Source organism: Acinetobacter sp. LipI_15 (assembly GCF_058242865.1).
Window position 1 is genome coordinate 947,461 of sequence record NZ_JBZAYN010000001.1, and the last position, 24,336, is coordinate 971,796.

General features: G+C 40.4%; 18 protein-coding genes, 1 tRNA gene and 3 pseudogenes. 11 read left to right on the forward strand and 11 right to left on the reverse strand.

The features are described from left to right. The first annotated feature begins 58 nt into the window (after window positions 1-58). From rlmE to AC4CU0_RS04620, 4 genes are all read left to right on the forward strand, one after another. Complete coding sequence (gene rlmE, locus AC4CU0_RS04605; protein ID WP_078191339.1) at window positions 59-709, forward strand: 23S rRNA (uridine(2552)-2'-O)-methyltransferase RlmE; 651 nt, start codon at window positions 59-61, stop codon at window positions 707-709. Window positions 710-845: 136 nt separating this feature from the next. Beyond that, on the forward strand, window positions 846-2,744 hold the full coding sequence (gene ftsH / locus AC4CU0_RS04610) for an ATP-dependent zinc metalloprotease FtsH (RefSeq protein WP_078191443.1): 1,899 nt from the start codon (window positions 846-848) through the stop codon (window positions 2,742-2,744). Window positions 2,745-2,856: 112 nt separating this feature from the next. After that, entirely contained in the window at window positions 2,857-3,711 is an 855-nt protein-coding gene (gene folP / locus AC4CU0_RS04615; protein ID WP_490742570.1) for a dihydropteroate synthase, read from the forward strand. A gap of 87 nt (window positions 3,712-3,798) precedes the next feature. Next, window positions 3,799-4,113 carry a DUF5713 family protein gene (locus tag AC4CU0_RS04620; protein WP_078191338.1) on the forward strand — a complete coding sequence of 105 codons (315 nt, stop codon included), beginning with the start codon at window positions 3,799-3,801 and terminating at the stop codon, window positions 4,111-4,113. Between the two features lie 60 nt (window positions 4,114-4,173). On the opposite strand, the gene AC4CU0_RS04625 is transcribed toward AC4CU0_RS04620, so the two are convergent. The 3 genes from AC4CU0_RS04625 to AC4CU0_RS04635 all read right to left on the reverse strand — a co-directional run bounded on the left by AC4CU0_RS04625 (window position 4,174) and on the right by AC4CU0_RS04635 (window position 5,920). Then, window positions 4,174-4,842 (reverse strand): hypothetical protein, encoded by a 669-nt coding sequence (locus AC4CU0_RS04625; protein ID WP_490742571.1) that lies wholly within the window; start codon window positions 4,840-4,842, stop codon window positions 4,174-4,176. A gap of 88 nt (window positions 4,843-4,930) precedes the next feature. Then, window positions 4,931-5,016: transfer RNA gene (locus AC4CU0_RS04630), tRNA-Leu, on the reverse strand. A gap of 169 nt (window positions 5,017-5,185) precedes the next feature. Next, window positions 5,186-5,920: a hypothetical protein gene (locus AC4CU0_RS04635; protein ID WP_490742572.1), complete on the reverse strand. Its 735-nt coding sequence runs from the start codon at window positions 5,918-5,920 to the stop codon at window positions 5,186-5,188. 195 nt (window positions 5,921-6,115) lie between these two features. On the opposite strand from AC4CU0_RS04635, the gene AC4CU0_RS04640 reads away from it, so the two are divergent. Then, window positions 6,116-6,622 (forward strand): hypothetical protein, encoded by a 507-nt coding sequence (locus AC4CU0_RS04640; protein ID WP_078191335.1) that lies wholly within the window; start codon window positions 6,116-6,118, stop codon window positions 6,620-6,622. Between the two features lie 101 nt (window positions 6,623-6,723). Here the strand turns inward: AC4CU0_RS04640 and AC4CU0_RS04645 are convergent. From AC4CU0_RS04645 to AC4CU0_RS04665, 5 genes and pseudogenes are all read right to left on the reverse strand, one after another. After that, window positions 6,724-8,059 (reverse strand): annotated as a pseudogene (locus AC4CU0_RS04645) (CitMHS family transporter). A 267-nt stretch (window positions 8,060-8,326) separates the two neighbouring features. Then, a complete protein-coding gene (locus tag AC4CU0_RS04650; RefSeq protein WP_078191333.1) occupies window positions 8,327-8,605 on the reverse strand; it encodes a hypothetical protein in 279 nt (92 codons plus the stop codon). Window positions 8,606-8,696: 91 nt separating this feature from the next. Continuing rightward, window positions 8,697-9,443 (reverse strand): IS5 family transposase, encoded by a 747-nt coding sequence (locus AC4CU0_RS04655; RefSeq protein WP_026056797.1) that lies wholly within the window; start codon window positions 9,441-9,443, stop codon window positions 8,697-8,699. A 76-nt stretch (window positions 9,444-9,519) separates the two neighbouring features. Beyond that, on the reverse strand, window positions 9,520-10,848 hold the full coding sequence (gene paeA, locus AC4CU0_RS04660; RefSeq protein ID WP_490742573.1) for a polyamine export protein PaeA: 1,329 nt from the start codon (window positions 10,846-10,848) through the stop codon (window positions 9,520-9,522). A gap of 129 nt (window positions 10,849-10,977) precedes the next feature. Next, window positions 10,978-11,970: a LysR family transcriptional regulator gene (locus tag AC4CU0_RS04665; RefSeq protein WP_078191331.1), complete on the reverse strand. Its 993-nt coding sequence runs from the start codon at window positions 11,968-11,970 to the stop codon at window positions 10,978-10,980. Window positions 11,971-12,653: 683 nt separating this feature from the next. Here AC4CU0_RS04665 and AC4CU0_RS04670 point away from each other — a divergent pair. Continuing rightward, the gene (locus AC4CU0_RS04670) at window positions 12,654-14,258 is read left to right on the forward strand and encodes an isocitrate lyase (RefSeq protein ID WP_490742574.1); all 1,605 of its coding nucleotides are present in this window, start codon (window positions 12,654-12,656) and stop codon (window positions 14,256-14,258) included. 139 nt (window positions 14,259-14,397) lie between these two features. Here AC4CU0_RS04670 and AC4CU0_RS04675 read toward each other — a convergent pair whose 3' ends face one another. Beyond that, the gene (locus AC4CU0_RS04675; RefSeq protein WP_490742575.1) at window positions 14,398-14,772 is read right to left on the reverse strand and encodes a diacylglycerol kinase; all 375 of its coding nucleotides are present in this window, start codon (window positions 14,770-14,772) and stop codon (window positions 14,398-14,400) included. Between the two features lie 372 nt (window positions 14,773-15,144). Between AC4CU0_RS04675 and AC4CU0_RS04680 the strand changes: the two are divergent. Both AC4CU0_RS04680 and AC4CU0_RS04685 read left to right on the forward strand, forming a co-directional pair. Beyond that, a pseudogene (locus tag AC4CU0_RS04680) lies at window positions 15,145-15,924 on the forward strand (MBL fold metallo-hydrolase); the annotation flags it as partial. Between the two features lie 90 nt (window positions 15,925-16,014). Next, window positions 16,015-16,152: pseudogene (locus AC4CU0_RS04685) on the forward strand (hypothetical protein); the annotation flags it as partial. A 191-nt stretch (window positions 16,153-16,343) separates the two neighbouring features. On the opposite strand, the gene AC4CU0_RS04690 reads toward AC4CU0_RS04685, so the two are convergent. Then, window positions 16,344-17,531, reverse strand: coding sequence for a glycerophosphodiester phosphodiesterase family protein (locus tag AC4CU0_RS04690; RefSeq protein WP_490742576.1), 1,188 nt, complete (start codon window positions 17,529-17,531; stop codon window positions 16,344-16,346). Between the two features lie 276 nt (window positions 17,532-17,807). On the opposite strand from AC4CU0_RS04690, the gene AC4CU0_RS04695 reads away from it, so the two are divergent. The 3 genes from AC4CU0_RS04695 to AC4CU0_RS04705 all read left to right on the forward strand — a co-directional run bounded on the left by AC4CU0_RS04695 (window position 17,808) and on the right by AC4CU0_RS04705 (window position 23,156). Further along, window positions 17,808-20,909, forward strand: coding sequence for a multidrug efflux RND transporter permease subunit (locus AC4CU0_RS04695; protein WP_490742577.1), 3,102 nt, complete (start codon window positions 17,808-17,810; stop codon window positions 20,907-20,909). A gap of 232 nt (window positions 20,910-21,141) precedes the next feature. Further along, window positions 21,142-22,485, forward strand: a complete 1,344-nt coding sequence (gene mgtE, locus AC4CU0_RS04700) for a magnesium transporter (RefSeq protein WP_490742578.1) — start codon at window positions 21,142-21,144, stop codon at window positions 22,483-22,485. A gap of 80 nt (window positions 22,486-22,565) precedes the next feature. Continuing rightward, window positions 22,566-23,156, forward strand: coding sequence for a DUF4112 domain-containing protein (locus AC4CU0_RS04705; protein WP_180026673.1), 591 nt, complete (start codon window positions 22,566-22,568; stop codon window positions 23,154-23,156). A 149-nt stretch (window positions 23,157-23,305) separates the two neighbouring features. Here AC4CU0_RS04705 and htpX read toward each other — a convergent pair whose 3' ends face one another. After that, the gene (gene htpX / locus AC4CU0_RS04710) at window positions 23,306-24,211 is read right to left on the reverse strand and encodes a protease HtpX (protein WP_078190437.1); all 906 of its coding nucleotides are present in this window, start codon (window positions 24,209-24,211) and stop codon (window positions 23,306-23,308) included. Window positions 24,212-24,336: the final 125 nt, after the last annotated feature.

The following is a 24,336-nucleotide window of genomic DNA, read 5'->3' on the forward strand; positions in this document are numbered from 1 at the left end:
AAAAGTGCTGAATTTCACGTACAATCAAGGCTGAGAAGTTTTTTTTATTTAGAGAGTTATGGCTACCCGCATTACTAACCAGAAATTATCCAAAAGTAGTCGTGACTGGATGCGTGAGCATCTTGATGACCCCTTTGTGAAAAAAGCACAAAAGGAAGGATATCGTGCGCGTGCCGCTTATAAATTGCTTGAAATTCAAGAAAAATACAAATTGATCAAGCCAGGCATGACTGTTGTCGACTTAGGTGCTGCACCAGGTAGTTGGTCGCAAATTGCCGGTAAACTTGTTGGCGACAAAGGTTTGGTGATTGCTTCAGATATTTTACCCATGGATGCTTTACCCGATGTGACCTTCTTGCAAGGTGACTTTCGTGAACAAGAAGTGTTCGATGAATTGTTAAAAATTTTAGATGGACGTACTGTAGACGTTGTAATTTCAGATATGGCCCCCAATACATCAGGTAATAAGGCTGTAGATCAACCGCGTCAGATCTATCTTTGTGAATTAGCAATCGACTTTGCTCAAAAGGTTCTTGGACCAAATGGACAGTTTGTTGTTAAAGTGTTCCAAGGTATTGGATTTGATGAATACCGTAAGCAAGTTGTAGACACATTTGATGTGCTGAAAACAGCAAAACCGGCGGCTTCACGTGCTCGATCTAAAGAAGTGTTTTTAATCGGGCAGGGACGTAAGAAAGCTTTCAAGTAAAGTTTACTTGCCAACTCGTTAAAAATTGTGCATTTTGTACGTTTTTAAATTATTGCGAAGCTACTCTGCAGCGTAAGTATTAGAGTCACCCATGTAAGTGGGATTGAACGAATTAGATAGAAATGGGAATAAAGCTTTGAGCGATCTTTTTAAGAATGCCGTGTTGTGGCTGGTTATCCTAGGCGTGCTGGTTTTAATCTTCAGCAACGTCAGTGACCGCAATCAACCGACCGCGATGAACTATTCTGAGTTCGTGGCAGCCGTAAATGCGGGTCAGATTAAACAAGTCACCATTGATGGCGAAAGAATTCGTGGCGAAAAATCAAACGGTTCAGAGTTTGAAAGTATCCGTCCTGCGGTTCAAGATCCTGAACTTATGCCGAACCTGATCAAGAACAATGTTGTTGTTGAAGGTACAGCGCCACAGCGTCAAAGTATTTTGATGCAACTTCTGATTGCAAGTTTCCCTGTTCTTTTAATCATTCTGTTATTCATGTTCTTTATGCGCAACATGGGTGGTGGAGCTGGTGGTAAGAATGGCCCAATGAGTTTTGGTAAGTCAAAAGCAAAAATGCTGTCTGAAGACCAAATCAAAGTGACATTTACTGATGTTGCGGGCTGTGATGAAGCTAAACAAGAAGTTGTTGAAATCGTTGACTTCCTAAAAGATCCATCTAAGTTCAAACGACTTGGTGCAAGCATTCCGAAAGGCGTGCTCATGGTTGGTCCTCCGGGTACAGGTAAAACTTTACTTGCTAAAGCGATTGCGGGCGAAGCGAAAGTACCTTTCTTTAGTATTTCGGGTTCTGACTTTGTTGAAATGTTCGTAGGTGTGGGTGCGTCCCGTGTCCGTGACATGTTTGAACAAGCAAAGCGTCATGCGCCATGTATCATTTTCATCGATGAGATTGATGCCGTTGGTCGTCACCGTGGTTCAGGCACAGGTGGTGGTAATGATGAGCGTGAGCAAACATTAAACCAAATGTTGGTTGAAATGGATGGCTTTGAAGGCAACGAAGGTATTATCGTTATTGCTGCAACAAACCGTGCTGACGTATTGGATAAAGCTTTACTTCGTCCGGGTCGTTTTGACCGTCAAGTGATGGTATCTCTACCGGATATTAAAGGTCGTGAGCAAATCCTGAATGTACATTTGAAAAAATTACCTTCTGTGACTGGTGTAGATGTTAAAGTCTTGGCACGTGGTACACCGGGCTTCTCAGGCGCTCAGTTGGCTAACCTTGTAAACGAAGCGGCACTGTTTGCTGCACGTCGTAACAAGAACACGGTCGATATGCATGACTTTGAAGATGCAAAAGACAAGCTTTACATGGGTCCTGAACGTAAATCGATGGTGATTCGTGAAGAAGAACGTCGTGCGACGGCTTATCATGAAGCAGGTCATGCGATTGTTGCTGAAATCTTGCCGGGTACAGACCCTGTGCATAAAGTGACAATCATGCCGCGTGGTTGGGCATTAGGTGTGACTTGGCAGTTGCCTGAACATGATCAAACTAGCCATTACAAAGACAAAATGTTGAATGAACTTTCAATTTTGTTTGGTGGTCGTATTGCAGAGGAAGTCTTCATTAACCAAATGTCGACTGGTGCTTCAAATGACTTTGAACGTGCAACGAAAATGGCACGTGCAATGGTTACTAAATACGGTATGTCCGATAAAATGGGCGTCATGGTTTACGAAGATGACTCACAGCAGTCATTCATGGGTGGTTTAGGAAGTCGTGTGATTTCTGAAGCAACGCAGCTTGAAGTTGACCGTGAAGTTCGCCGTATTTTAGATGAACAATATAAAGTTGCACGCGATATTCTTGAAAATAACAAAGATATCGCACATGCCATGGTGAAAGCATTGCTTGAATGGGAAACCATTGATCGTGATCAAATTCGTGACATTATGGAAGGACGTGAACCTCAACCACCAAAAGTGTACATCGCTGAAAATCCAGTGATTGATGTAACACCAACGGATGGTCCAGATGTTCCACCACCATTGCCGTCATTGCCAAAAGCATAAAATTTTAAAACCACCTTCGGGTGGTTTTTTTATATGAAAATAAATGCATGTAAGTGAAATGCTGAGCAAACTTAGCGTTAAAATAAGCGCAGCAAAATCTGGGATGTGTGATATGAAGTTGGTGTCTTTGCCTAATAAAACTTTAAACTGTGGTAACTTGCAATTAAATTTGTCTCAGCCACATGTGATGGGGATTTTAAATGTCACACCGGACTCTTTCAGTGATGGTGGCAAACACAATGGTAAAGACCAAGCTATAGCACATGCCTTACAAATGATAGTGGATGGCGCGACAGTGATTGATGTCGGTGGTGAGTCAACACGTCCGGGTGCATCTGTTGTTGAGGTTGAAGAAGAAATTCGACGGGTCGTACCCGTCGTTGAAGCCTTAACTAAACACAATGTAGTGATTTCTATCGATACCTCACAGCCTGAGGTGATTGAGGCAGCGGTTCAGGCAGGTGCGCATATCTGGAATGATGTACGTGCATTAACTCGGCCGAATGCCTTAGAAACCGCTGCAAAACTGGATATTCCAGTGATCATTATGCATATGCGCGGCGAACCCACCACGATGAATAATCTAGATCAGTATCAAGATGTTGTGGCTGATGTCATTGATGAATTAAAGCAACGCGTGCAAAATGCATTGGACGCAGGCGTGCGTGCAGAAAATATTATGATTGATCCGGGTTTTGGTTTTGCTAAAAATGCGCAGCAAAACTTAAAGCTTTTACAGCAATTCTATCAATTGAATGACATGGGCTATCCGATCCTTTCGGCATTATCTCGTAAGCGTTTTATCGGTGAAGCACTTGGCGGTGCAGATGCACAAAATCGCGCTGTAGGCTCGGTTGCAGCGCATCTACTCAGCATTCAACAAGGTGCATGTATGGTTCGCGCACATGACGTCAAAGCGACGGTAGATGCGATACGTGTTTGGCAAGCCATGCAGAATGCAGACTGATTTGAAAATACTGAATCCCAATAAATTTGGTGAATTGTAGTATTTGTGTTATATAAGCGCCCTGAATGTTTTGTGATAGAGTTTCGTATGTTTGCAGATTTACTGCTACCCATGTTTGATGATGAATATTACCCAGATGTGTTGGTTGCAGAGGTGAAGTTATTGGTTGTTCAATTTGCGAAGAAAATTGCAAAAGCAGATCTAAGTTCAACTGATATCTACCATTTTGCCAATGAAACGGTTGCACAGCTCAATAAGATGAAACCTCAATTTGAAGATTTAGATTCGTCTTTGGATGATACGGCTGCAGATTATATTGCAGAAGCCATGATGATGGTGCTGCAAGATGAAGGCCATATGGATATTGAAATGGAAGAGTTGGTTGCTAACCGAGAATGGTAATTGAACTTTAAAAAAAGCCCTGTAGTGACAGGGCTTTTTTGTGTCTAGGGATTTAAAAAGTCATTGAGCATTGTCTAAAAAATCTTTAAACGATGATTTGATCGATGCTGATAATTTTTGTTCTTCTTGCATGGCTTGTAAGTGTAGGGCGTAGAAATACGATTGATGTTCTTTTTGTTTTAAAGATTGTTGATAAGACCAAAATGCCAGTTGGCGAAGCTTTTGTAGTTTTACTCGTTCAATGGCGCTGCTTTCAGGTTTATAAAATAATTCAGTAAATACACATAAAAACAGACTGAAAAATAGTCCACTGAGACTGATGAGGTTTAATACATCTGTTTGTAGATACTTAAAGTTTATAGCAAGGATAAGTGTTAATCCGCCAAGGAGATATAGTTGTATTTGCAGGCGTTGAACTGCGGACTTGCTGCTAAAACGTGCTTGATAATGTGCATACCAGACATAGCAATAGATCAAAGGAAGAATAATCAATATACCAAGAATGAACGCCATTTTTGGGTCGTGAATTGAAAGTGCCGTCGAAAGCATCTGGCCAAGTACTGCGCTGCCAAGTGAGATAAAAAGTATCAGGCAAAAGCTAAAGATTAAAACGGGTGCAGTGGGCGTTAGATTGATAATTTTAAAATGCGCAAACAGCAACCGTTGATAAAAGGCATCGGGATGCTTGAGTTGTAGTGCAGGGAGATCAAAATCTGAAGGTATTGGCATTGAATAATAATAGATTTATAAATTTTAGGCATAAAAAAACCAGCAAATTGCTGGATCTTTTATTGCACCAATCTTACAAGTATAAGAATGGTGCCCGAGGCCAGACTCGAACTGGCACGCTTTGTGGGCGGGGGATTTTAAATCCCCTGTGTCTACCGATTTCACCACTCGGGCATGTGCGCAATAATAGAGGACGAAATGAAGCTTGGCAAGTGTATTTGATGGTGTTTGTTTTAAAATCAATCAATTCATGCATATAAGTTGAAAATATTCAAAAATAGTGATGTATTGAATGACTTTTTGAGCAGTGATTGAAAGTTTTTTGCACTATATCAATGCTAACTTATTTCATTAACTCATCAAGATAATGTTCAACATTTTGGTGCTTTAGCTTTTTACATAGCTGATTTTCCTGATGTAGCATTTGTATGTGCAAATTTTGGAACTGGGTAAAGCGCTCAGATAACCGCTTGTAGTTTGCTTGATTTGGATTACTGAGTGTCAAACGTAATTTTGCTTTAAGCATTTGTTTATACGACCAATAAGCAATACGACGTGTCTCTTGCAGAAAATAGTATTCTTGGGTGTTACTTCCATCTTTGAATAGATTTTCTTTATAAAAACGCACAAAGCCGAAACTCATGGCGAAAAAGAACAATACAGATTGAACGAAGGTGCTTTGTAAAAAGGCGATATTGAGTAATTGTAATAAAATCACGATCGCAAGTCTGAACGGCGTATTCTTCAAACTTTGATACAGGGACATTGAACTGTGTTTGATTTGCTTGATGACTAAGGGCACAACCAGCATGAAAAACAGCATAATACTCAGTGCAGCAATACCATGAGCTCGAAACTCACTCATATCAGGAAAATACAGTTGCACTGCATGTCCAATACTCATGCTCAAAGAAATAAAAATCATCGCCGCCAAAACCCAAGGAATAAGCTCTTTGAGTTCGTCTAAAATGCCTTGAGTTTTCAGTTGGCTATAAAATAAATAATTATGTTTAAAGGCTGCTGGATATTGCTGTTTCAGTTGTTGAAGGTGAAGCGCAGCCTGTTTCTTTTGAGCCATATTGTGACGTTAGTATTAAAGCGTGAAAGTAATATAGTTGATTTCGATATTTTTGACAGAATTTTTTTCTAAATCATGTTGTATATCTGAACATTATAAGAGAAATCACAATTTCTATAGTGAAGGTCGCAGTTTTCATGCTGCTTTTATGCGAAAATACATACTTATTGAATATTAAGTTTTTATAGGCAGTTTATGACTGATCACTCTCCTGAAACATTAAGCGATATCGAAATTCTAGACATTCTTCAGTCGATGAAATCAGATGTTTTAAATACTGAAGCAAATGAAGTGATTCGTAGTGGGGGAAAAGCTGGTCGTCAAGAAGCACACAAACAAGCTTTGGTGAAATTAAATCAAGCATTTGAAGATAAATTTGTTGAAGCTGTGACTTTAGCTTTAGGCTTAAATGAAGGCCAAAGTAAAAAAATCCGCTACAAAAAAGACCGTATCCGTATTTTGAAAGTTCGTGGTATCGATTATTTAGCGATTGATGGTGCTGAAACTGCACAAGTATTGTCGCAAGTTGCACAAGCGATTGTACGTGAAGACGCAACGGTGACTCATGACCTGCATAATATTTTCCCATTTTGGAAAGAAGGCTGGCCAATGGTGCAATTCGACAATGTCTATAAAATTTTAGAAGATGACATTCGTATTCATTATGAAGCAGTTCTAGAAGCATTAATTTCAAAGCATTAATCACTACAAATGAACCTGTGAGTGTAAAACACTGGCTAGTTCAGTATTGTTAAGCATAAAAAAAGCACCATCAGGTGCTTTTTTATCTTTAACTTTTTAAGTTAAGCTCGAAAAAACGGAAACATTCCAAAGATCAGACCTGCTGCTAACATGACAAAACACGTGATTACAGCCCAGATAATGGTAAATTTCTGATGTTGTCCAAACTCGATACTCGCAAGTCCACAGAGTAAATAGGTCGAAGGAACAAGCGGAGAGAGTAGGTGTACAGGTTGCCCTACGATGGAGGCACGTGCCATTTCTACAGGTTCAATTCCATAATGAGCGGCAGCATCAGAAAGAATCGGCAAAACCCCAAAATAGAAAGCATCATTCGACATAAAGAAAGTCATCGGCATACTGATGACAGCGGTGATCGGTGCTAAATAGGGGCCCATACTTTCAGGGATAATTGCCACAAGTTCTTTGGACATGGCTTCTACCATGCCTGTTCCAGCTAAAATACCGGTAAAAATACCTGCAGCAAAAATAATACCGACCACGTTTAAAGCACTACCTGCATGATGTGCGATTAGCTTTTTCTGCAAGTCGACATTTTTGTAGTTGACGACTAGCGCAATACACAAAGCCACCATGAATAAAATAGGCATAGGTAAAATACTAAAAACCAGACAAATCATCAGAACGACGGTTAGCAATGCATTGAACCAACGTAGATTTGCGCGGTTGGCTTCTGGATTATCTGAGATTTGAATGTTTTCACCATGGCTGATATCCAATTGGACAATTCCTAGACGCTTTCTTTCCATGCGACCATACATCGTTCCTAAGAAGTACAACCAGCCGATGGCAAATAACATCGGTAAAACCATCGGAACAAATACATCACTTGGGTCGACATGAAGCGCGCTGGCAGCGCGGGCAGTAGGCCCACCCCAAGGTGTAAGATTCATAATTCCACTAGAGAGCATAATCAAACATGCCATAATCAATGGGCTCATACCTAAGCGCTTATAGAGTGGCAGCATGGCCGCAACACAGATCATATATGTTGTAGAACCATCTCCATCCAAAGAGACAATTAACGTCAGGGTAATGGTTCCAAGAACGACTTTTAAGGGATCACCTTTGACCATTTTTAAAATAAATTTCACCGAAGGGTCGAACAATCCGGTATCAATCATGATGGCAAAATACAGAATCGCAAAAAGGCAGCATGATGCCAGTCGGTGCAAGTTTTTTTACACCTTCAATCATCATGTCGCCAATTTCATTTATTTGTATGTGTGACAAGCTGTCAAAATAAAAACCAAGTAACCACGCAATCAAGGCAAAAAGTAGGGGAATTAAAGTCAGTGCGACAAGTGGGCTTAAGCGTTTCGACATGATCAAATACATAAAGCACAAGATCATGCCCAAACCGAGTACGGTTAACATGGTTCATTCCTTTGAAATATAAAGCTGTTTTTAAATCCAAGGGCAGAGCATAAAGAGAAATTTCATCAGTCAAAACAAAGGTGATAAAATGTGGAATACATCACTATTTTGATGAAAAATAGTCATTAATAATGAAGGTATTAGGGAAGAGGGATTTTTTGATTTATTTTAATTTTTATTCAAAAAAAGTGGTCTGTTTACATTTATTCAACATCTGTAGAGAACTGTAAATGCTGTGCCTATACAGTTTAATCACAATAAGTGCGCTTAAGCAAAAATAGACAGTAGCGTCCGAATCGGCCAACTAAAAAATCGGAACCAAAAAATTAAGGGATTATAAAAGAACAGACCAAAACGCATGGTTTCGTCATATTGTTGTCGACCGCGTTCATAGGGATAAGGTGTTAAAAACCAAGCAGTGACGATCAGTGCAACACCGAGCAATAGAAATAAAGGTTGTGGATGAGCTTTGAAAAAATAATAGATCAGATAAGCCCCAGTGTAAAAACTAAAGCAAGTCAAAATCGCTTTAAGTGAAAAAGACATCGTTGTTATTCCATCGTATTTTTATTTTATTGTTTTAGAAAAAAGAAGGATCGAATTAGGGTGTGTTGACATTTACAGCCGATAAATTGAGCTAAAGAGGCAACCATATAAATATACAAGCTAAAGCAACAGCGCTTTGATAGTTACGTTTTAGCTTATCGTATCTTGTGGCAATTCCTCTAAATTGTTTTAATCTACAAAATGCATTTTCAACTAAATGTCTGATTTTATACATATACCAGTCCATATCATCATTGCTAGATTTGGCATTTGATCTTCGAGGAATGTTTGCTTTCGTATTACTTTCTCTAATTTTCTTTCTGAAACTTTCTGAATCATAGCCTTTATCTGCACATAGCATTTCTGACTCTGTTAAATCTAATTTTGATACAAGATCAGGTGCAACCTTAATATCATGTGAAGTTCCATCTGAAATAATAAATTCAATAGGATTACCATTTGAATCGATTGCTAAATGTATTTTTGAACTATTACCACCAATACTTTTGGAAATACTTTGATTCTTAATACCAGCTGAATGTTGATGCGCTCGTACATGGCTCCCATCGATAAAAATCCACTCTTTATCAGCATGCTGGCTGAATAATTTAAAAATATTCATAAACTTACTATTTTTAGACCATCGATTATATTTCTTAAAAATAGAATTTGATTTACCAAACTCTTGAGGTAAATCACGCCAAGGACAGCCTGTTCTAATTCGAAATAAAATCGCTTCAATAAAATTCCGTAAATTTAATTTGAGATAAATATTAAAGTGACGGAAAATAGCAAGTAACTTGGACCAGTGTTGATCATTTAGCATTGTTCGAGGCATAGCGAGTGTAAAATTGGGTTTGGCGATTTAATTTTACTATCTCGCTATTTTTTTAATCAACAAATGTCAACAGACCCTAATCCGATTCTTTTGGTGTTTCCAGTTCAGTCTCAGCCGGCTTTAAGCGAGTCACTAATAATTGGTCAATTTTAAAGTGGTCTACATCCACTACTTCAAATTTGTAGCCATGATAAGTAACAAAGTCCGCTGGACGTGGAATTTTACGCAGTTTAAACATCATAAAGCCCGCAAGGGTTTCATAGTTTTCTTCATCGGGCATTTCATCTAAAGCGAGGGCATGCTTTAAATCTTCAATTGGTGTACTGCCATCGATAAGCCAAGAATCTGCATCACGTTTAATAATTTGTTGTTCTGCTTCAATCGGTGTTACCCAGTCGCCCATCACGGTAATCATAATATCGGAGAGGGTAATAACGCCGACAACTAACGCGTATTCGTTAATTACTACGGCAAATTTTTCTTTGGTTGAACGAAAGCGATCGAGTAATTCAGACAGTGTTAAGGTATCTGGAATCGTGAGAACATTACGAATAGTATTTTCGTTGAGTTGTAAAAGTGACTGATTGTTGAGGATACGAACCAAAATATCTTTGGCATCTACATAGCCAATCACGTCATCAATATTTTCACTACAGACCAAAAACTTCGAATACGGAAATTCAGCGAGTTTTTGACGAATACTGGCTTCTGATTCTTTGAGGGTAAAGTACACCACGTTTTCACGTGTAGTCATACTTGAAGGGACGTTACGTTCTTCCAGCTCAAATACGTTTTCAATAAAGTGGTGTTCTTGCTTTTGAAGTACACCAGCTTGAGCACCGGCATCCATCACGGCTGAAATGTCGTCAAAGGTAATATTGTCATCACGTGTTGTGTTTACTTTGAATAAACGAAACAACAAATTGGCAATGGCATTAATCACCCACGCCATTGGCTTACACACCTTAATAAAGATTTGAATCGGGTCTACAACAGCAACGGCAATTTTTTCAGGTGCGATCATCGCCAAACGTTTTGGCATCAAATCAGCAAATAGAATGAATAAGGATGTGACTAAAGTAAACGACAGGGTGAAACCGATAGTTTCAGTCCACGGGCCCTGATAAAAACGAGTGACTAAGCTAATGAAATAAGGACGAAATGCACCTTCACCCAAAATACCGCCAAGAATTGCCACGGCATTTAAGCCAATTTGTGATGCGGCGAAAAAGTCTGCTGAGTTGGCTTGTAAGTCAAGCACACGTTGTGCACGTGAATCTCCAGATTCAGCCAAAATTTTAAGTTTTACTTTTCGTGCACCCGCAAGGGCAATTTCTGTTAATGAAAGAAAACCCGCACCGACGATCAGGAGAATAATAATGACAATATTTTGGAAAAGGCTCACGAATACACCTGTTTGTGATTCATTCTATTTTTCTGTATTTCTAACACAAAAATGGGCAAGGTAGTAGTCTTAACTACTACCTATATAGTGACAGTATACGTTTGAATTAATAAGGAATTAAAGAATTAATTACTGATACTGTGAAAACTGAGAGTTATTCATTAAGTATTCGCGGTTTTCTTCTTCAATCATTTGACGTGCAACATACAAAATCAGTTGACGTAACCAGCGATGAGCAGGGTGATGATGAAGTAATGGACACCAAGCCATTTTTAATTCAAATTCAGGAATATAGAATGGTGGATCACGAAGTAACAGGTTTTGACTTTTGGCTTGAAGTCGAGCAATACGGCTTGGCAGAGTTGCAACCAAGTCAACATTCGATGCCAATAAGCCTGGCATTTGATAATGTCGAGTAAAAACTGAAATTTTACGTTTTTGGCCAATACGTTCTAAGGCTTGATCAATCCAACCTAGACCCGCTTGTTTTTCAGGATTGACACCAAAACCGACACCCATACCTGTTTTAGACACCCAAATGTGTTGTGCATCTAGATAGCTTTTCAGGTTTAAGTTATTTGCAGCAGGGTGCTTGGCATTTAAAAGGCATGAAAAACTGTCACGCCAGACCAAAACTTGGTGGAAACTTTGCGGAATTTCATTAAAGCGGTTAATCGCCAAGTCGACTTTACCTTGTTCCATATCTCGATAAGACACATCACTAGGCGTTAAAAAATCGAGAACCACATTGGGTGCTTCTGAGCGCAAAGCTTTTACTAGGCGCGGCACCAGTGTTGCTTCAGCATAATCTGAAGTCATGATGCGGAAGACACGATTTGAGGTGTAAGGGCGGAACTCGGTACGGGGTTCCAAAATCATCGAAAGGTCAGAAAGTGCATCACGGATACGTGGCTGTAATTCAAGCGCACGTTCTGTAGGTGTCATACCTTCTGAAGAACGAATAAGAAGTGGATCATTAAATAAGTTGCGTAGACGACGTAAAATATTACTCATCGCGGGCTGAGTTACACCCAGTTGCTCGGCAGCACGAGTCACATTTTTTTCACGAAGAAGTACATCAAGATAAATTAATAGATTGAGATCGACCCGCTCCAGATTCATAAAATAAATACCGACAATAAAATCATGAAATTTATCTGATTATGCCATAACTACTAAGGCTTGTGTAAAAAATGGATGAAAAAATGACGTGTACTATTGTACTAAAATTCGGCAGTTTTAAGACAAATTTGCTGAAGCGACAGCACATATTTCTTAAACACTTATTACCTGTTTAGACCGATATTTTTAAATAAATATAATAAAAATAAGGAGCAATTTTGATTATGCGAAGTGATGTTCATAAAACTAAAAAGTAAGATGAAATATCTCATTTACATAATCATTTGAGGACGGAATAACCATGCATTTAGTTTGGTAAATTTGGGCAAAAAAGGCGTAAAAAATGCTGTTTTTTTTTAAAGGGAATGCTCAGTCGACTTAAGTCTAATGAAGAATAATTCATCAGAGTGTTTGTAAAATAGACAAAAAAATCAGCCAAATTTATTGATAAAATTATTTAAATACAAATACTTCTGAATATTGGTTAATTATTATAATACGACTTTAATCTACATATTTTTTAAATAAATACTGAAAATTAATGCAGAATATTGGATTAATTTTTTTAGTCAATCTACTCTGTGTCTATCGCAACGAAGTGTTCTAAATCTGAACAATCATTCGAGGGTATGATTTTAGCCTTACGTTGCAGAAAAATCCTAATATTATTACAGGAACATATCATGTCTACATACTTAACAGCGATTGATGCAATCCGTGAATTAAAAGCAAAATTCGGAAGCACTTGGCGCGATATTAGCCCAGAAGATGCTGCACGTATGCAAATGCAAAACCGTTTCAAAACTGGTTTAGACATTGCGAAATATACAGCTGCTATTATGCGTCGTGATATGGCTGCTTATGATGCTGATTCTAGCAAATACACTCAATCATTAGGTTGCTGGCACGGTTTTATCGCACAACAAAAAATGATTGCGAACAAAAAATACTTCGGTACAACTGAACGTCGTTATATCTACCTTTCTGGTTGGATGGTTGCAGCTCTTCGTTCAGAATTCGGTCCACTTCCTGACCAATCTATGCACGAAAAAACTTCAGTTCCTGCATTGATCGAAGAAATCTACACTTTCCTACGTCAAGCTGACGCGAAAGAATTAAACGACTTGTTCCGTGCGCTTAAAAAAGCAAACGAAGCTGGTGATACTGCTAAAGCTGCTGAAATCACTGCTCAAATCGACGGTTTCCAAACTCACGTTGTGCCAATTATTGCTGACATCGACGCTGGTTTCGGTAACGAAGAAGCGACTTACTTACTAGCTAAGAAAATGATCGAAGCGGGTGCTTGTGCACTTCAAATCGAAAACCAAGTATCTGACGCTAAACAATGTGGTCACCAAGCTGGTAAAGTTACAGTTCCACACGAAGACTTCATCGCGAAAATCCACGCTCTTCGCTATGCATTCTTAGAAATGGGTCTTGATGACGGTATCATCGTTGCTCGTACTGACTCTGAAGGCGCTGACTTGACTCAAAAAATCCCAGTGGTTAAAGAGCCAGGCGACATCGCTTCTCAATACATCAGCTACTTAGACACAACTGAAATTGACATTTCAGAAGCTCAAGAAGACGAAATCCTAATCAAGCGTGACGGTAAACTTCACCGTCCAAAACGTCTTGCTTCTGGCTTGTACCAGTTCCGTCCAGACACGCAAATCGACCGCGTTGTACTTGACTGTGTATCTAGCCTTCAAAATGGTGCTGACCTTCTTTGGATCGAAACTGCGACTCCAAACGTTGAAGAAATCGCTCACATGGTTAACCGTGTTAAAGAAACAGTTCCAAATGCGAAACTTGTTTATAACAACTCGCCTTCATTCAACTGGACTTTAAACTTCCGTCAACAAGCTTACGACCGTTGGGTTGCTGAAGGTAAAGACGTTTCTGCTTACGACCGTGCTAAACTAATGAGCGCTGAATACGATAACTCTGAATTAGCTGCTGAAGCTGACGAAAAAGTTCGTACGTTCCAAGCTGATGCTTCTCGTGAGGCGGGCGTGTTCCATCACTTGATCACACTTCCGACTTACCATACAGCTGCTCTTTCTACTCACGAGCTTGCTCAAGGTTACTTCGGCGACCAAGGTATGCTTGCTTATGTAGCTGGCGTTCAACGTAAAGAAATCCGCGGTACGATTTCTTGTGTTAAACACCAAGCAATGGCTGGTTCAGACATCGGTGACGACCACAAAGAAATCTTTGCTGGTGACAACGCGCTTAAAGCGGGTGACGATGCGAAAAACACAATGAACCAATTCGCTGCTCACTAAGCATTGAACTGATTCGAAAAAAGCCCAGCGAAAGCTGGGTTTTTTTATGGCTTTAAGATCTTCTTAAATCCATTTATTGAAGTGTGTCGATATAAAAAAGCAGGGCATAACCCTGCAAATATAATGAGACACCCTTTATTTAAGGCCAAAGGATAATTAACCAAGTAAAAAAAATAATTGCTAAAGCGACAAATTGAGCTGCACTTCCCATATCTTTGGCAATTTTAGAAAGTGGATGCTTGTCTAAAGATACCCGGTCGACAACGGCTTCAATGGCAGAATTGAATAACTCAACAATCAAGGCAAATAAACACACCACCACCATAAGCGCATGTTCAGCACGACTGACATCGAGAAAACAACTGGTGGGAATAAGCACCATATTCATCCAGACAATTTGTCGAAATGCTGCTTCATTTTGATAAGCAGCTTTGAATCCATCGAGGGAATATTGCGTTGCATTTAAAATTCGTTTAAGTCCAGATTTACCTTTAAACGGGGAAATTTCACTCATAGTACTGTACAGACGTATAGATTTAAAAACTGGCGAAAATATAGCATGCCAAGCTTAAAGTTTTCTTGCATTCAGTTTTTATTTTATGAGGCCTAAACGTTTAGGATGATTTACATAAGTCTGTATCAAGTTAGTGCTATGTTTATCATGTATTGGACTTAAAATTTGCCTGAATTTCAGGCACAATACAGGCGTTTAAATTTTTTAATTTTGAAGCCTTTGCTTCATTGCATGAAATAATAAAAGTGATATAGGTCAACAATGAAAAACTTTAGTTTTGCTGTGCTTGCAGCAACACTTTTAACCAGCCAGTTTGTCAGTGCAGAGCCGGCAGTTATTCAAACGGAAATCAAAACGAATGTGACTCAGCCCATGGGATTTTATCCTTTCCAAGTGGGTGCATATAAAGTCATTGCTTTAAAAGATGGGACACTCGAATTAAGTCCTGATTTGTTTAAACAAAATTTAACTCCAGAAGAAGTCAGTGCTTTATTCCATAAGCTTGCGGTTGATCAGAGCAAAGGCATACAAACCAGTGTCAATGCCTATCTGATTGATGATGGACAAGGCGGTATCAGTCTTGTTGATAGTGGTGCAGCCAGTTGTTTTGGACCAAACTTAGGTTCTATTGCACAAAATATAGGGGCGGCCGGCTATAAGCTTAATCGTGTACGCAGTGTTTTCTTAACCCATTTACATCCTGATCATGCATGTGGCATTGCGAAACAAGGCAAGGCCGTGTTTCCAAATGCAACGGTTTACGTCAATGAACAAGAAAGTCAGTATTGGTTAAGTGAAAACACCGTTGACACTTTAGCTGCCGAAAAACGTGACGGTTATTTAGCGACCGTTGCAAAAATTAAAGCTGCGATTGCGCCTTATCAGACCATGCGGAGTTTTAAGACTTTTAGCGTTGGTTCTGTGATTAATGGATTAGAAGTACTACCGAGTGTTGGGCATACACCAGGGCATTATTCTTTTATCTTAAAATCGCAAGCTAAAAGTTTTGCTATCCTCGGCGATGTGGTTCATTCCTATCATTTACAGTTTGAACAACCCAAGTTATCTGTTGATTTTGATGTCGATCCGGTCAAAGCCAGTGAAACTCGTTTAGCAATTTTTAAACGTTTCGCTCAAGAGCAAACCTTTGTTGCATTTGCACATTTACCATTTCCGGGTATTGGTAAAATTAGTGAAATGAATGATGGTCAGTTCCGTTGGAACCCGCTAAATTTAGCTCCGACAGCTCCGACAGCTCCGACAGCTCCGACAGCTCCGACAGCTCCGACAGCTCCGACAGCTCCGACAGCTCCGACAGCTCCGACAGCTCCGACAGCTCCGACAGCTCCGACAGCTCCGACAGCTCCGACAGCTCCGACAGCTCCGACAGCTCCGACAGCTCCGACAGCTCCGACAGCTCCGACAGCTCCGACAGCTCCGACAGCTCCAACAGCTCCAGCACCTCAGCCAGTGGCAACGCAGTCAGCCGCAGAATATTTGGCAAACCCACTTTAAAATTTCCATTGAACAATAAAAAAGACGCCTCGGCGTCTTTTTTCATTTTAGGAAAATTAGGGCTTTTGCAGTTGCGTTAAGGTTTTACGTGCCAGTCCTGGATCATCGGCAAATACACCATCTACACCAGCTATATAGAAGTTTTCAAATTCTTTGGCCGCACCTGTATCACAGCGTTCTGTCGCCACAGAGCTACATTTTAAATAGTCAGGTAAAAAACCATTTTCAGGTCTGAGTGTATAAGGATGGACTTTCAAACTAGCAGCATGGGCATCTTTGACAAAACTGGTTTGTTTAAATTCAGTGTTTGAAAAGATATACGTTTTACTTGGGCCTACACCATCTGCATATTTTGCCACTGATTTTAGGCCTTCTGCTGTTGCTAAGCTTGCATAATTTTGAGGTGAGCTTTGTTGCTGTAAGTCACCCGGTATTGCAGTTGGGCTATCTAATAATTGAATAATTTTGCCATGTTTGAGGGTTTTCTTTTGCGTGAGTTGATCACGTAAGTATTTAAGATTGGTGGTTTCAAAAGACTGTAAATATACAGGTGCGATATCACGTGTATAACTGTATTTGGCAAGCGTGGTGAGTAAACGATCTTCCATGGCTAGATTTTGCTGTTGGAAAAATGTGGGATGCTTGGTTTCAATATATAAACCAACAATTTTTCCAGTTTTTTTATAATGAGCTTCGGCAAGTTCAATGATTTGTTCGAGCGTTGGGATGCTGTATTGATCATTATATTGAGTGTTATTAGAGCGATATTGAGCAATACGCTCACGTGCTTTTACATTTTGAGTCAGTTCATTCAAATTAAAGTCTTCCGTAAACCATCCTGTATAGTCGATACCATCGATTTTTTTGGTGGTTTTTCGATCCGCAAATTGTGACAGCGTACTAATATTGGTTGTCCCTGAAATTTCACTTTCATGGCGCGCAACCAGATAGCCATCCTTGGTTGGCACTAAATCGGGTTCGATAAAATCCGCACCATCATCAATCGCTTTTTGATATGCGGCAAGAGTATGCTCAGGTCGCAAAGCACTGGCACCACGATGCCCAACAATGACAAAACCTGTATCAGGCAAAATAGGGGGCTTGGTGACATGGGTTTTATCGTCATCCGAATTACATGCAGATAAACCAAAAACGCTAAAAAGGAGCAGTGAAGACACGCCCCATGAGGATTTCACTTTGCTTGTTATGGCTAGATTTAACTGTTTTGTTAATTGTTTTTGCATGGCTGCCTCGGCATCTTTTTATTTAAATGAATGAAGTTGCAGGCATACATTGCAGGGCAGTGGCTAAGACTTCATGACAGAGGCGGTTTTGTCACATAAATTTACTAAAATAGCTGAAATGGAGGCTCTCCATATTTTCTACATATTTCGCTTCAAGCAAGGTTTTTATGTAGTCTAGGCTTGTAATCAAGCATATTGTGATTGATTATCAATAAGATTTTTTGAAAAAATCAATCAACATATTTTATTTCATTAATTGAAAAGTGACATGGACTGATGCTGTCTAAGTTTTTTATTTATCGACCGATTTTTGCAGGTGTCTTGGCGATCATCGTCATGGCGCTCGGGCTATTTGCTGTGCTCAATTTACCGGTAGAGCGCTATCCAGATATTGCACCACCACGAATTACGGTCAGTGCAAGTTATAGCGGTGCGTCAGCAGAAACAGTCGAGGAAAGTGTCACACAAGTTCTTGAGCAACAAATTAAAGGAATTGATCATCTTTTATATTTTAGTTCAAGCAGCGACTCTTCAGGTCGAAGCCGGATCAGCATCAGTTTTGAAAATGGCACTGACCCAGATACCGCTCAAGTACAAGTACAAAATGCCATAAATGGAGTAATCAATCGGCTGCCTGAAGATGTGCAGCGCCAAGGGGTAAATGTCTATAAGTCTTTGGGTGATACCCATATGGTTATCGGCCTCTATGATGAGACTGGCAAGAGTTCGAATATCGAACTTGGTGACTATATGATGACTCATCTAGAACAGGACATTGCTCGAATTGAGGGTATTGGTGAAGTCGATGTTTTTGGTTCGCAATTTGCCATGCGTATTTGGCTCAACCCACTGAAGTTAAAGCAATATAGCCTTATGCCCAGTGATATCCGTGCGGCTGTTGAATCACAAAATACGCAGGTTGCAGCCGGAGCCGTAGGTGAATTGCCGAGTGTATCGGATCAATATCTCAATGTAAAAGTCACTTCAGGTTCACGTTTAAAGTCAGTTGAAGAATTTGAAAATATTATTGTCAAATCTGCACGAGATGGCAGTTTTGTCTATTTAAAAGACGTTGCACGTGTTGAATTGGGTGCGGAAAATTATTCAGGGGTCAATACCATTAATGGATATCCATCTTCAGGGATGGGGATCTCATTGGCTTCTGGGGCAAACGCACTTGAAACCTCTGCCTTAATTAAGCAAGAAATTGAACAGTTAGCGAAGCAATTACCTGCCGGTTATAAAATCGTTTATCCACGGGATAACACGCCATTTGTACAAGAATCGATTAAAGAAGTGGTGAAAACATTATTTGAAGCCGTTTTACTGGTGGTTTTGGTGATGTTTATCTTCTTACAAAATTGGCGAGCAACGCTGATTCCTGCGATTACGGTGCCTGTGGTGATTCTTGGGACTTTAGCGATTTTATATGCTTTGGGCATGACCATTAATACGCTCACATTGTTTGCATTGGTACTGGCCATCGGTCTGTTGGTCGATGATGCGATTGTTGTGGTGGAAAACGTTGAACGTTTAATGCATGAACAACAGTTAACAGCAAAACAAGCGGCCATCGAGTCGATGCATGAAATTAGCGGGGCATTAATCGGGATTACTTTGGTATTAACCGCTGTATTTATTCCCATGGCGTTCTTTGGTGGCTCAACGGGCGTGATCTATAGACAATTTTCCATCACACTTGTGGCTGCAATGGGCTTGTCACTGATGGTTGCGCTGATTTTAACCCCTGCATTATGTGCCTTAATTTTAAAACCCAATCCGAAACCGCAGCGCTGGGCGATTTGGTTTAACGCCAAATTAGAGATTTTAAAAACCAAATATTTGACCCTTGCACAAGCCACGGTTCGTTATCGCTTATGGACGGTGGTTTTGTTTGCGGGGCTTATTACGGTATTTGCTTTGTTTTATCGTGCTTTGCCGACCAGTTTTATTCCTAGTGAAGACCAAGGCATTTTGAGTGTGCAACTTAAATTACAAGAAGGTGCACCGATGTCGAAAAGTCGTGAGGTCGGTGAACAAATTCGGCAGTACTTTTTAACTGAAGAAAAGCAAAATGTTGATTTGGTGATGATTCGTTATGGACGAAATTTTTCTGGTACGGGTCAAAACTTAGGGCAAGGCTTTATTGCACTGAAGCATTGGGATGAACGTTCAGGACAACACAATTCAGCGCAAGCGATTCGTGAACGTGCTATGAAACATTTTAAAAAATTTAACAATGCACAAATCAATGTCAGCATGCCTTCCTCTGTCAGAGGTCTTGGGCAAACCGATGGTCTGGAATTTTGGCTGCGAGATATGAATGGCGAAGGTCGAGCTTATCTGGATGCGCAATTTAAAAGCTTGCAAGAAAAATCTGCACAATTTAGCAGTTTCGAAAATTTAGACAAACGCTCTAACCCAGACAAAGCTGAACTGAAAGTTGATATTGATCAAAAACAAGCGATGGCCATGGGTTTAACGCAAAATGCGATTAATAGCACCATGAGTAGTGCATGGGGCGGGAGTTATATCAACGATTTCATTGACCGTGGACGTATTAAACGCGTCATGATGCAGGCAGATGCCGAATTCCGTTCTAAACCAGAAGATTTAGCTTATTGGCATGTGCGAAATGATCAAAATGAAATGATTCCATTTAGTAATTTTTCAACCATTGGTTGGAGTGGCGGCCCAGAAGTTGTTAATCGTTTCATGGGCTATACTGCATTACAAATGGAAGCGGATACAGCCAAAAATGTCTCAAGTGGACAAGCCATGCAGGATGTGAAAGCCTTAGTCGATCAGGTGCCTGGTGTGGACGTGGCATGGAGTGGTTTATCCTTTGAAGAGCAAAAATCAAGTCATCAAGCGATTTGGCTGTATTTGGTCTCGATTGGATTTATTTTCCTTTGTCTTGCCGCCCTATATGAAAGTTGGAGCATTCCAACCGCAGTCATGAGTGCGATTCCACTCGGGATTGGCGGTAATATTTTGTTTAGCTACATGACTGGTTTTCCAAATGACATCTACTTCCAAATTGCCTTGCTGACGACCATTGGTCTGTCCTGTAAAAATGCGATCTTGATTGTAGAGTTTGCAGCGATGGCACAAGAAAAAGGCAAACATGTAATCGAAGCTGCAATGGAAGGCGCAGCACTACGTTTACGTCCTATTTTGATGACTTCTTTAGCATTTGGTGCAGGGGTGGTTCCTTTAGTTCTTGCTTTTGGTGCTGGTGCAGCCAGTCGTCAAGAGATCGGGGTAAGCGTACTCGGTGGGGTAATATTCGGTACAGTCTTGGTGCTGATTTTTATTCCGTTTATGTATGTGATGGTCCGATCTATTTTTAAAATCAAGCCGGTGTCTGAAACTTAGAAATAATTCACGCACAGCGTATCGCTCCACTAAAAGCCACCGTGAAAGCTTGAGTACATCGCGGTGGTTTTTTATGTCGCCAAATTTATGTCACCAAACTTTCGACAGGGAATGTTCACACAGAATTTTGGCAAACAACGTTCACCGAGAACATATTGAAGAGATTTGAAACTCTTCTTTTTATCCTTCAAAATGTGCACTACATAGAAAGATTAAAATAAGAGTGAGTTGAATGGCGGATTTAATACAAAGACAGCGTGAAATTTCCGCTTTGCTGCAACAACAAAATTATGCAGCAGCAGTTTTCGCTTTACAGCCTCTGAACTACGCTGATCAGGCTCGTTTAATTCAGCAATTTCCAATCGAAGATCAAATCGAGTTACTTTCAGGTTTAGACCATCAAGGCTTGGTATTTGAGTTTTTCCCGTTTGAGTCACAGCGACAGCTGATTTCACGTTATCCACTGCGTCTACAAATTGAATTATTTGATGACATGCATTCTGATGATGCAACGGACTTATATAAAAGCTTAACATATGCAGAACAAGATCGAATTTACCAACAACTTGATCAAGATACACAAGCGCATCTAAAGGCGTTATCTGCTTATGCAGAAGAGTCTGCAGGCGCAATCATGAGCTCAGACTATGTCAGTATGCCTGCTGACTTTACCATGCAACAAGCCATAGAGGCCTTGCGCCATGAACCGCATGACCGTGAAACCCTGTATTTAATTTATGTCACCAATGATCAGTCTCAATTAAATGGGGTGATTTCACTGCGGCAAATTCTGCAGGCTGACCGTGATGCACGGATTCAAGAGGTGATGACCAAAGATGTAGTGACTGGTTGGATAGACGAAGACCAAGAAAGTATTGCACGTAAACTGGCTGAATATGATTTTATGGCCTTGCCGATTGTGGATCATGCCAAGCGTTTGATGGGGATTGTCACCTATGATGATGCGATGGATGTGGTACAGGCTGAAACTACCGAAGACTTTTTAAAAGCTAGTGCAGTGAGTACCGAACCAGGTATGAGCATTAAGAAAGCACCGATTTTAAAGTTGTATCAAAAGCGGGTGTTCTGGTTGGTAATATTGGTCTTTGGTAGCTTATTGTCCGGTTTAGGTATTTCGTATTATGAAGATATTATTGCCGCACATATCGTCTTGGTTTTTTTCTTACCCTTATTGGTCGGAAGTGGAGGCAATGCAGGTTCACAGTCTGCGACCTTAATGGTGCGAGCGCTTGCAACTGGGGATGTAAAAATTCGTGATTGGTTTTATTTGTTGGGACGGGAGACACTCGTCGCTCTTTGCCTCGGCGGAACCATGGCCGTTGCTGTATCGATTTTAGGCTACTACCGCGGTGATGCAACCGTCGCTTTGGTCTTGGCTTTAAGTATGATGGGCATCGTATTGCTCGGTTGTTTAATTGGGATGAGTTTGCCCTTTGTACTCAACAAGTTGAAGCTCGATCCTGCAAGTGCATCTGCACCATTGGTGACCTCGATTTGTGATGCGACCGGCGTGGTGGTGTATTTGATGATTGCATCGCAATTGCTCAATTTATAGAGATTAGCATTTTGCTACAGATTGAAGATTTCTAATATGTTTTAATCTCAGTGATTTACACGGTTTTTATTGGATAAAACATGACTGAACCATTAAAACAAAAAATGTCAAAGCAAGAAGTCATTCGTCTTGAACGTGATCTCGCCAAGTTTGCCAATATGATGGACTCGGTGGTTCGGATTCCATTTACCCGACAAGGGGTAGGTGCAGATGCAGCGTTGAGTACCATTCCGGTCGCTGGTGATATCGCAGGATTTGTCTTGACCTGCTATGCTGTCTATAAAGCCAAACAGATTGGCGTACCACAAGCCAAATTAAATGGTGTAATGAAACTCGCGGTTATGGATGCTGTCGTGGGGTTTATTCCTGTCGCGGGGACGATCTTCGATGTGTTTATTCGTCCGAGCCGTAAAGCTTTAGATGTCGTACACACGCATATACGTGAAGAATATCAAATCAGTACAGATCAACATGTGGTACATCCGTTTTTACATGAAAAATTAGAAGAGAAACAACAGCAATCGGCTTTTTGGCGTAACCCTGTGATTGCATGGTTATGGATTCATATCCCAGATATACTCGGGATGATTTTCTTATTGGTGTTTATCTTTGCAATTTATATGGGCGGTTCATTGCTTTGGCAATGGTTAAAGGCCAATGGGGTATTGTAGAGAGAAATGCACTGTTGCTTGAGCGCGATCAATGAAAGGCTATTCAACTGAAAAGTGATTGATAAAACGGTAAACGCTCTGAGAAAAATTAGACCCAATAAAAAAGCCTCCATAGGGAGGCTTTTTTACGACTTACATCAGATGCTGAATTATGGGCAATCTAATTGTTGTAAAGCCGCAACACGTTGTTCAATCGTTGGGTGTGTTTGGAACAATGCAGCTAAGCTGAAACCTTGTTCTTGACCCGCAGAAATAGCAAAGGCTTTCATTTCTTTTGGCATTTGATCTGGCATTTCAGATTCTGCTTGTAAACGTAATAGGGCAGAAATCATCGCTTGTTTACCTGCTAGACGCGCACCAGCTTCATCGGCACGGTATTCACGGTAGCGAGAGAACCACATCACAATAGCAGACGCTGCGATACCAAAGACAATATCTAATACAATCGTAATGACGAAGTATGCGATACCCGGTGCTTCACCATCTTCACGACCGAAGACATTACGGTCGATAAAGTCACCTGCTACACGTGCAAAGAACATGACAAAGGCGTTGACTACACCTTGCACCAAAGCAAGGGTCACCATGTCACCATTGGCTACGTGACCAATTTCGTGAGCGAGTACGGCACGGAGTTCATCTTTGTTCATACGCTCCAGTAGACCGGTAGAAACCGCCACTAAAGCATCATTTTTGTTCCAGCCTGTTGCAAAGGCATTTGACTGGTACGATGGGAAAATACCCACTTCTGGCATTTTGATACCAGAACGTTGTGCCAGTTGCGCAACTTCGTTGAGTAACCATGCTTCAGCTTGGCTACGTGGTGCATTAGGGTCAATCAGCTCTGTACCCGTGGTTTTTTTCGCCATCCATTTTGACATGAATAGTGAGATCATCGAACCCACCATACCGAACACAAAACAGATAACGAGCAAGTTGCCTAAGTTTAAGCCGCCTGCACCGTGGTAACTACCGACACCGAAGAGTGACAAGATTATGCCAGCTACAACCAGTACCGCGAGGTTGGTCAGCAAGAACAAACCAATCCGCATCATTGGGTAAATCCTCTTATTATAGAAAAATGATCTGATTTACAAATAAAAATCATTAAACTCAATATGAGGTGAAAGTCTTAAAATTTCAAGGAAAAATTAGTAAAACAGATGCAATTTTACAAAAT

Bases quoted from the DNA above. Each gene is read 5' to 3' on its own strand.
- rlmE (WP_078191339.1), top strand. From the start codon at position 59: ATGGCTACCCGCATTACTAACCAGAAATTATCCAAAAGTAGTCGTGAC.
- folP (WP_490742570.1), top strand. From the start codon at position 2,857: ATGAAGTTGGTGTCTTTGCCTAATAAAACTTTAAACTGTGGTAACTTG.
- AC4CU0_RS04620 (WP_078191338.1), top strand. From the start codon at position 3,799: ATGTTTGCAGATTTACTGCTACCCATGTTTGATGATGAATATTACCCA.
- AC4CU0_RS04625 (WP_490742571.1), bottom strand. From the start codon at position 4,842: ATGCCAATACCTTCAGATTTTGATCTCCCTGCACTACAACTCAAGCAT.
- AC4CU0_RS04635 (WP_490742572.1), bottom strand. From the start codon at position 5,920: ATGGCTCAAAAGAAACAGGCTGCGCTTCACCTTCAACAACTGAAACAG.
- AC4CU0_RS04640 (WP_078191335.1), top strand. From the start codon at position 6,116: ATGACTGATCACTCTCCTGAAACATTAAGCGATATCGAAATTCTAGAC.
- AC4CU0_RS04650 (WP_078191333.1), bottom strand. From the start codon at position 8,605: ATGTCTTTTTCACTTAAAGCGATTTTGACTTGCTTTAGTTTTTACACT.
- AC4CU0_RS04655 (WP_026056797.1), bottom strand. From the start codon at position 9,443: ATGCCTCGAACAATGCTAAATGATCAACACTGGTCCAAGTTACTTGCT.
- AC4CU0_RS04665 (WP_078191331.1), bottom strand. From the start codon at position 11,970: ATGAATCTGGAGCGGGTCGATCTCAATCTATTAATTTATCTTGATGTA.
- AC4CU0_RS04670 (WP_490742574.1), top strand. From the start codon at position 12,654: ATGTCTACATACTTAACAGCGATTGATGCAATCCGTGAATTAAAAGCA.
- AC4CU0_RS04675 (WP_490742575.1), bottom strand. From the start codon at position 14,772: ATGAGTGAAATTTCCCCGTTTAAAGGTAAATCTGGACTTAAACGAATT.
- AC4CU0_RS04690 (WP_490742576.1), bottom strand. From the start codon at position 17,531: ATGCAAAAACAATTAACAAAACAGTTAAATCTAGCCATAACAAGCAAA.
- AC4CU0_RS04695 (WP_490742577.1), top strand. From the start codon at position 17,808: ATGCTGTCTAAGTTTTTTATTTATCGACCGATTTTTGCAGGTGTCTTG.
- mgtE (WP_490742578.1), top strand. From the start codon at position 21,142: ATGGCGGATTTAATACAAAGACAGCGTGAAATTTCCGCTTTGCTGCAA.
- AC4CU0_RS04705 (WP_180026673.1), top strand. From the start codon at position 22,566: ATGACTGAACCATTAAAACAAAAAATGTCAAAGCAAGAAGTCATTCGT.
- htpX (WP_078190437.1), bottom strand. From the start codon at position 24,211: ATGATGCGGATTGGTTTGTTCTTGCTGACCAACCTCGCGGTACTGGTT.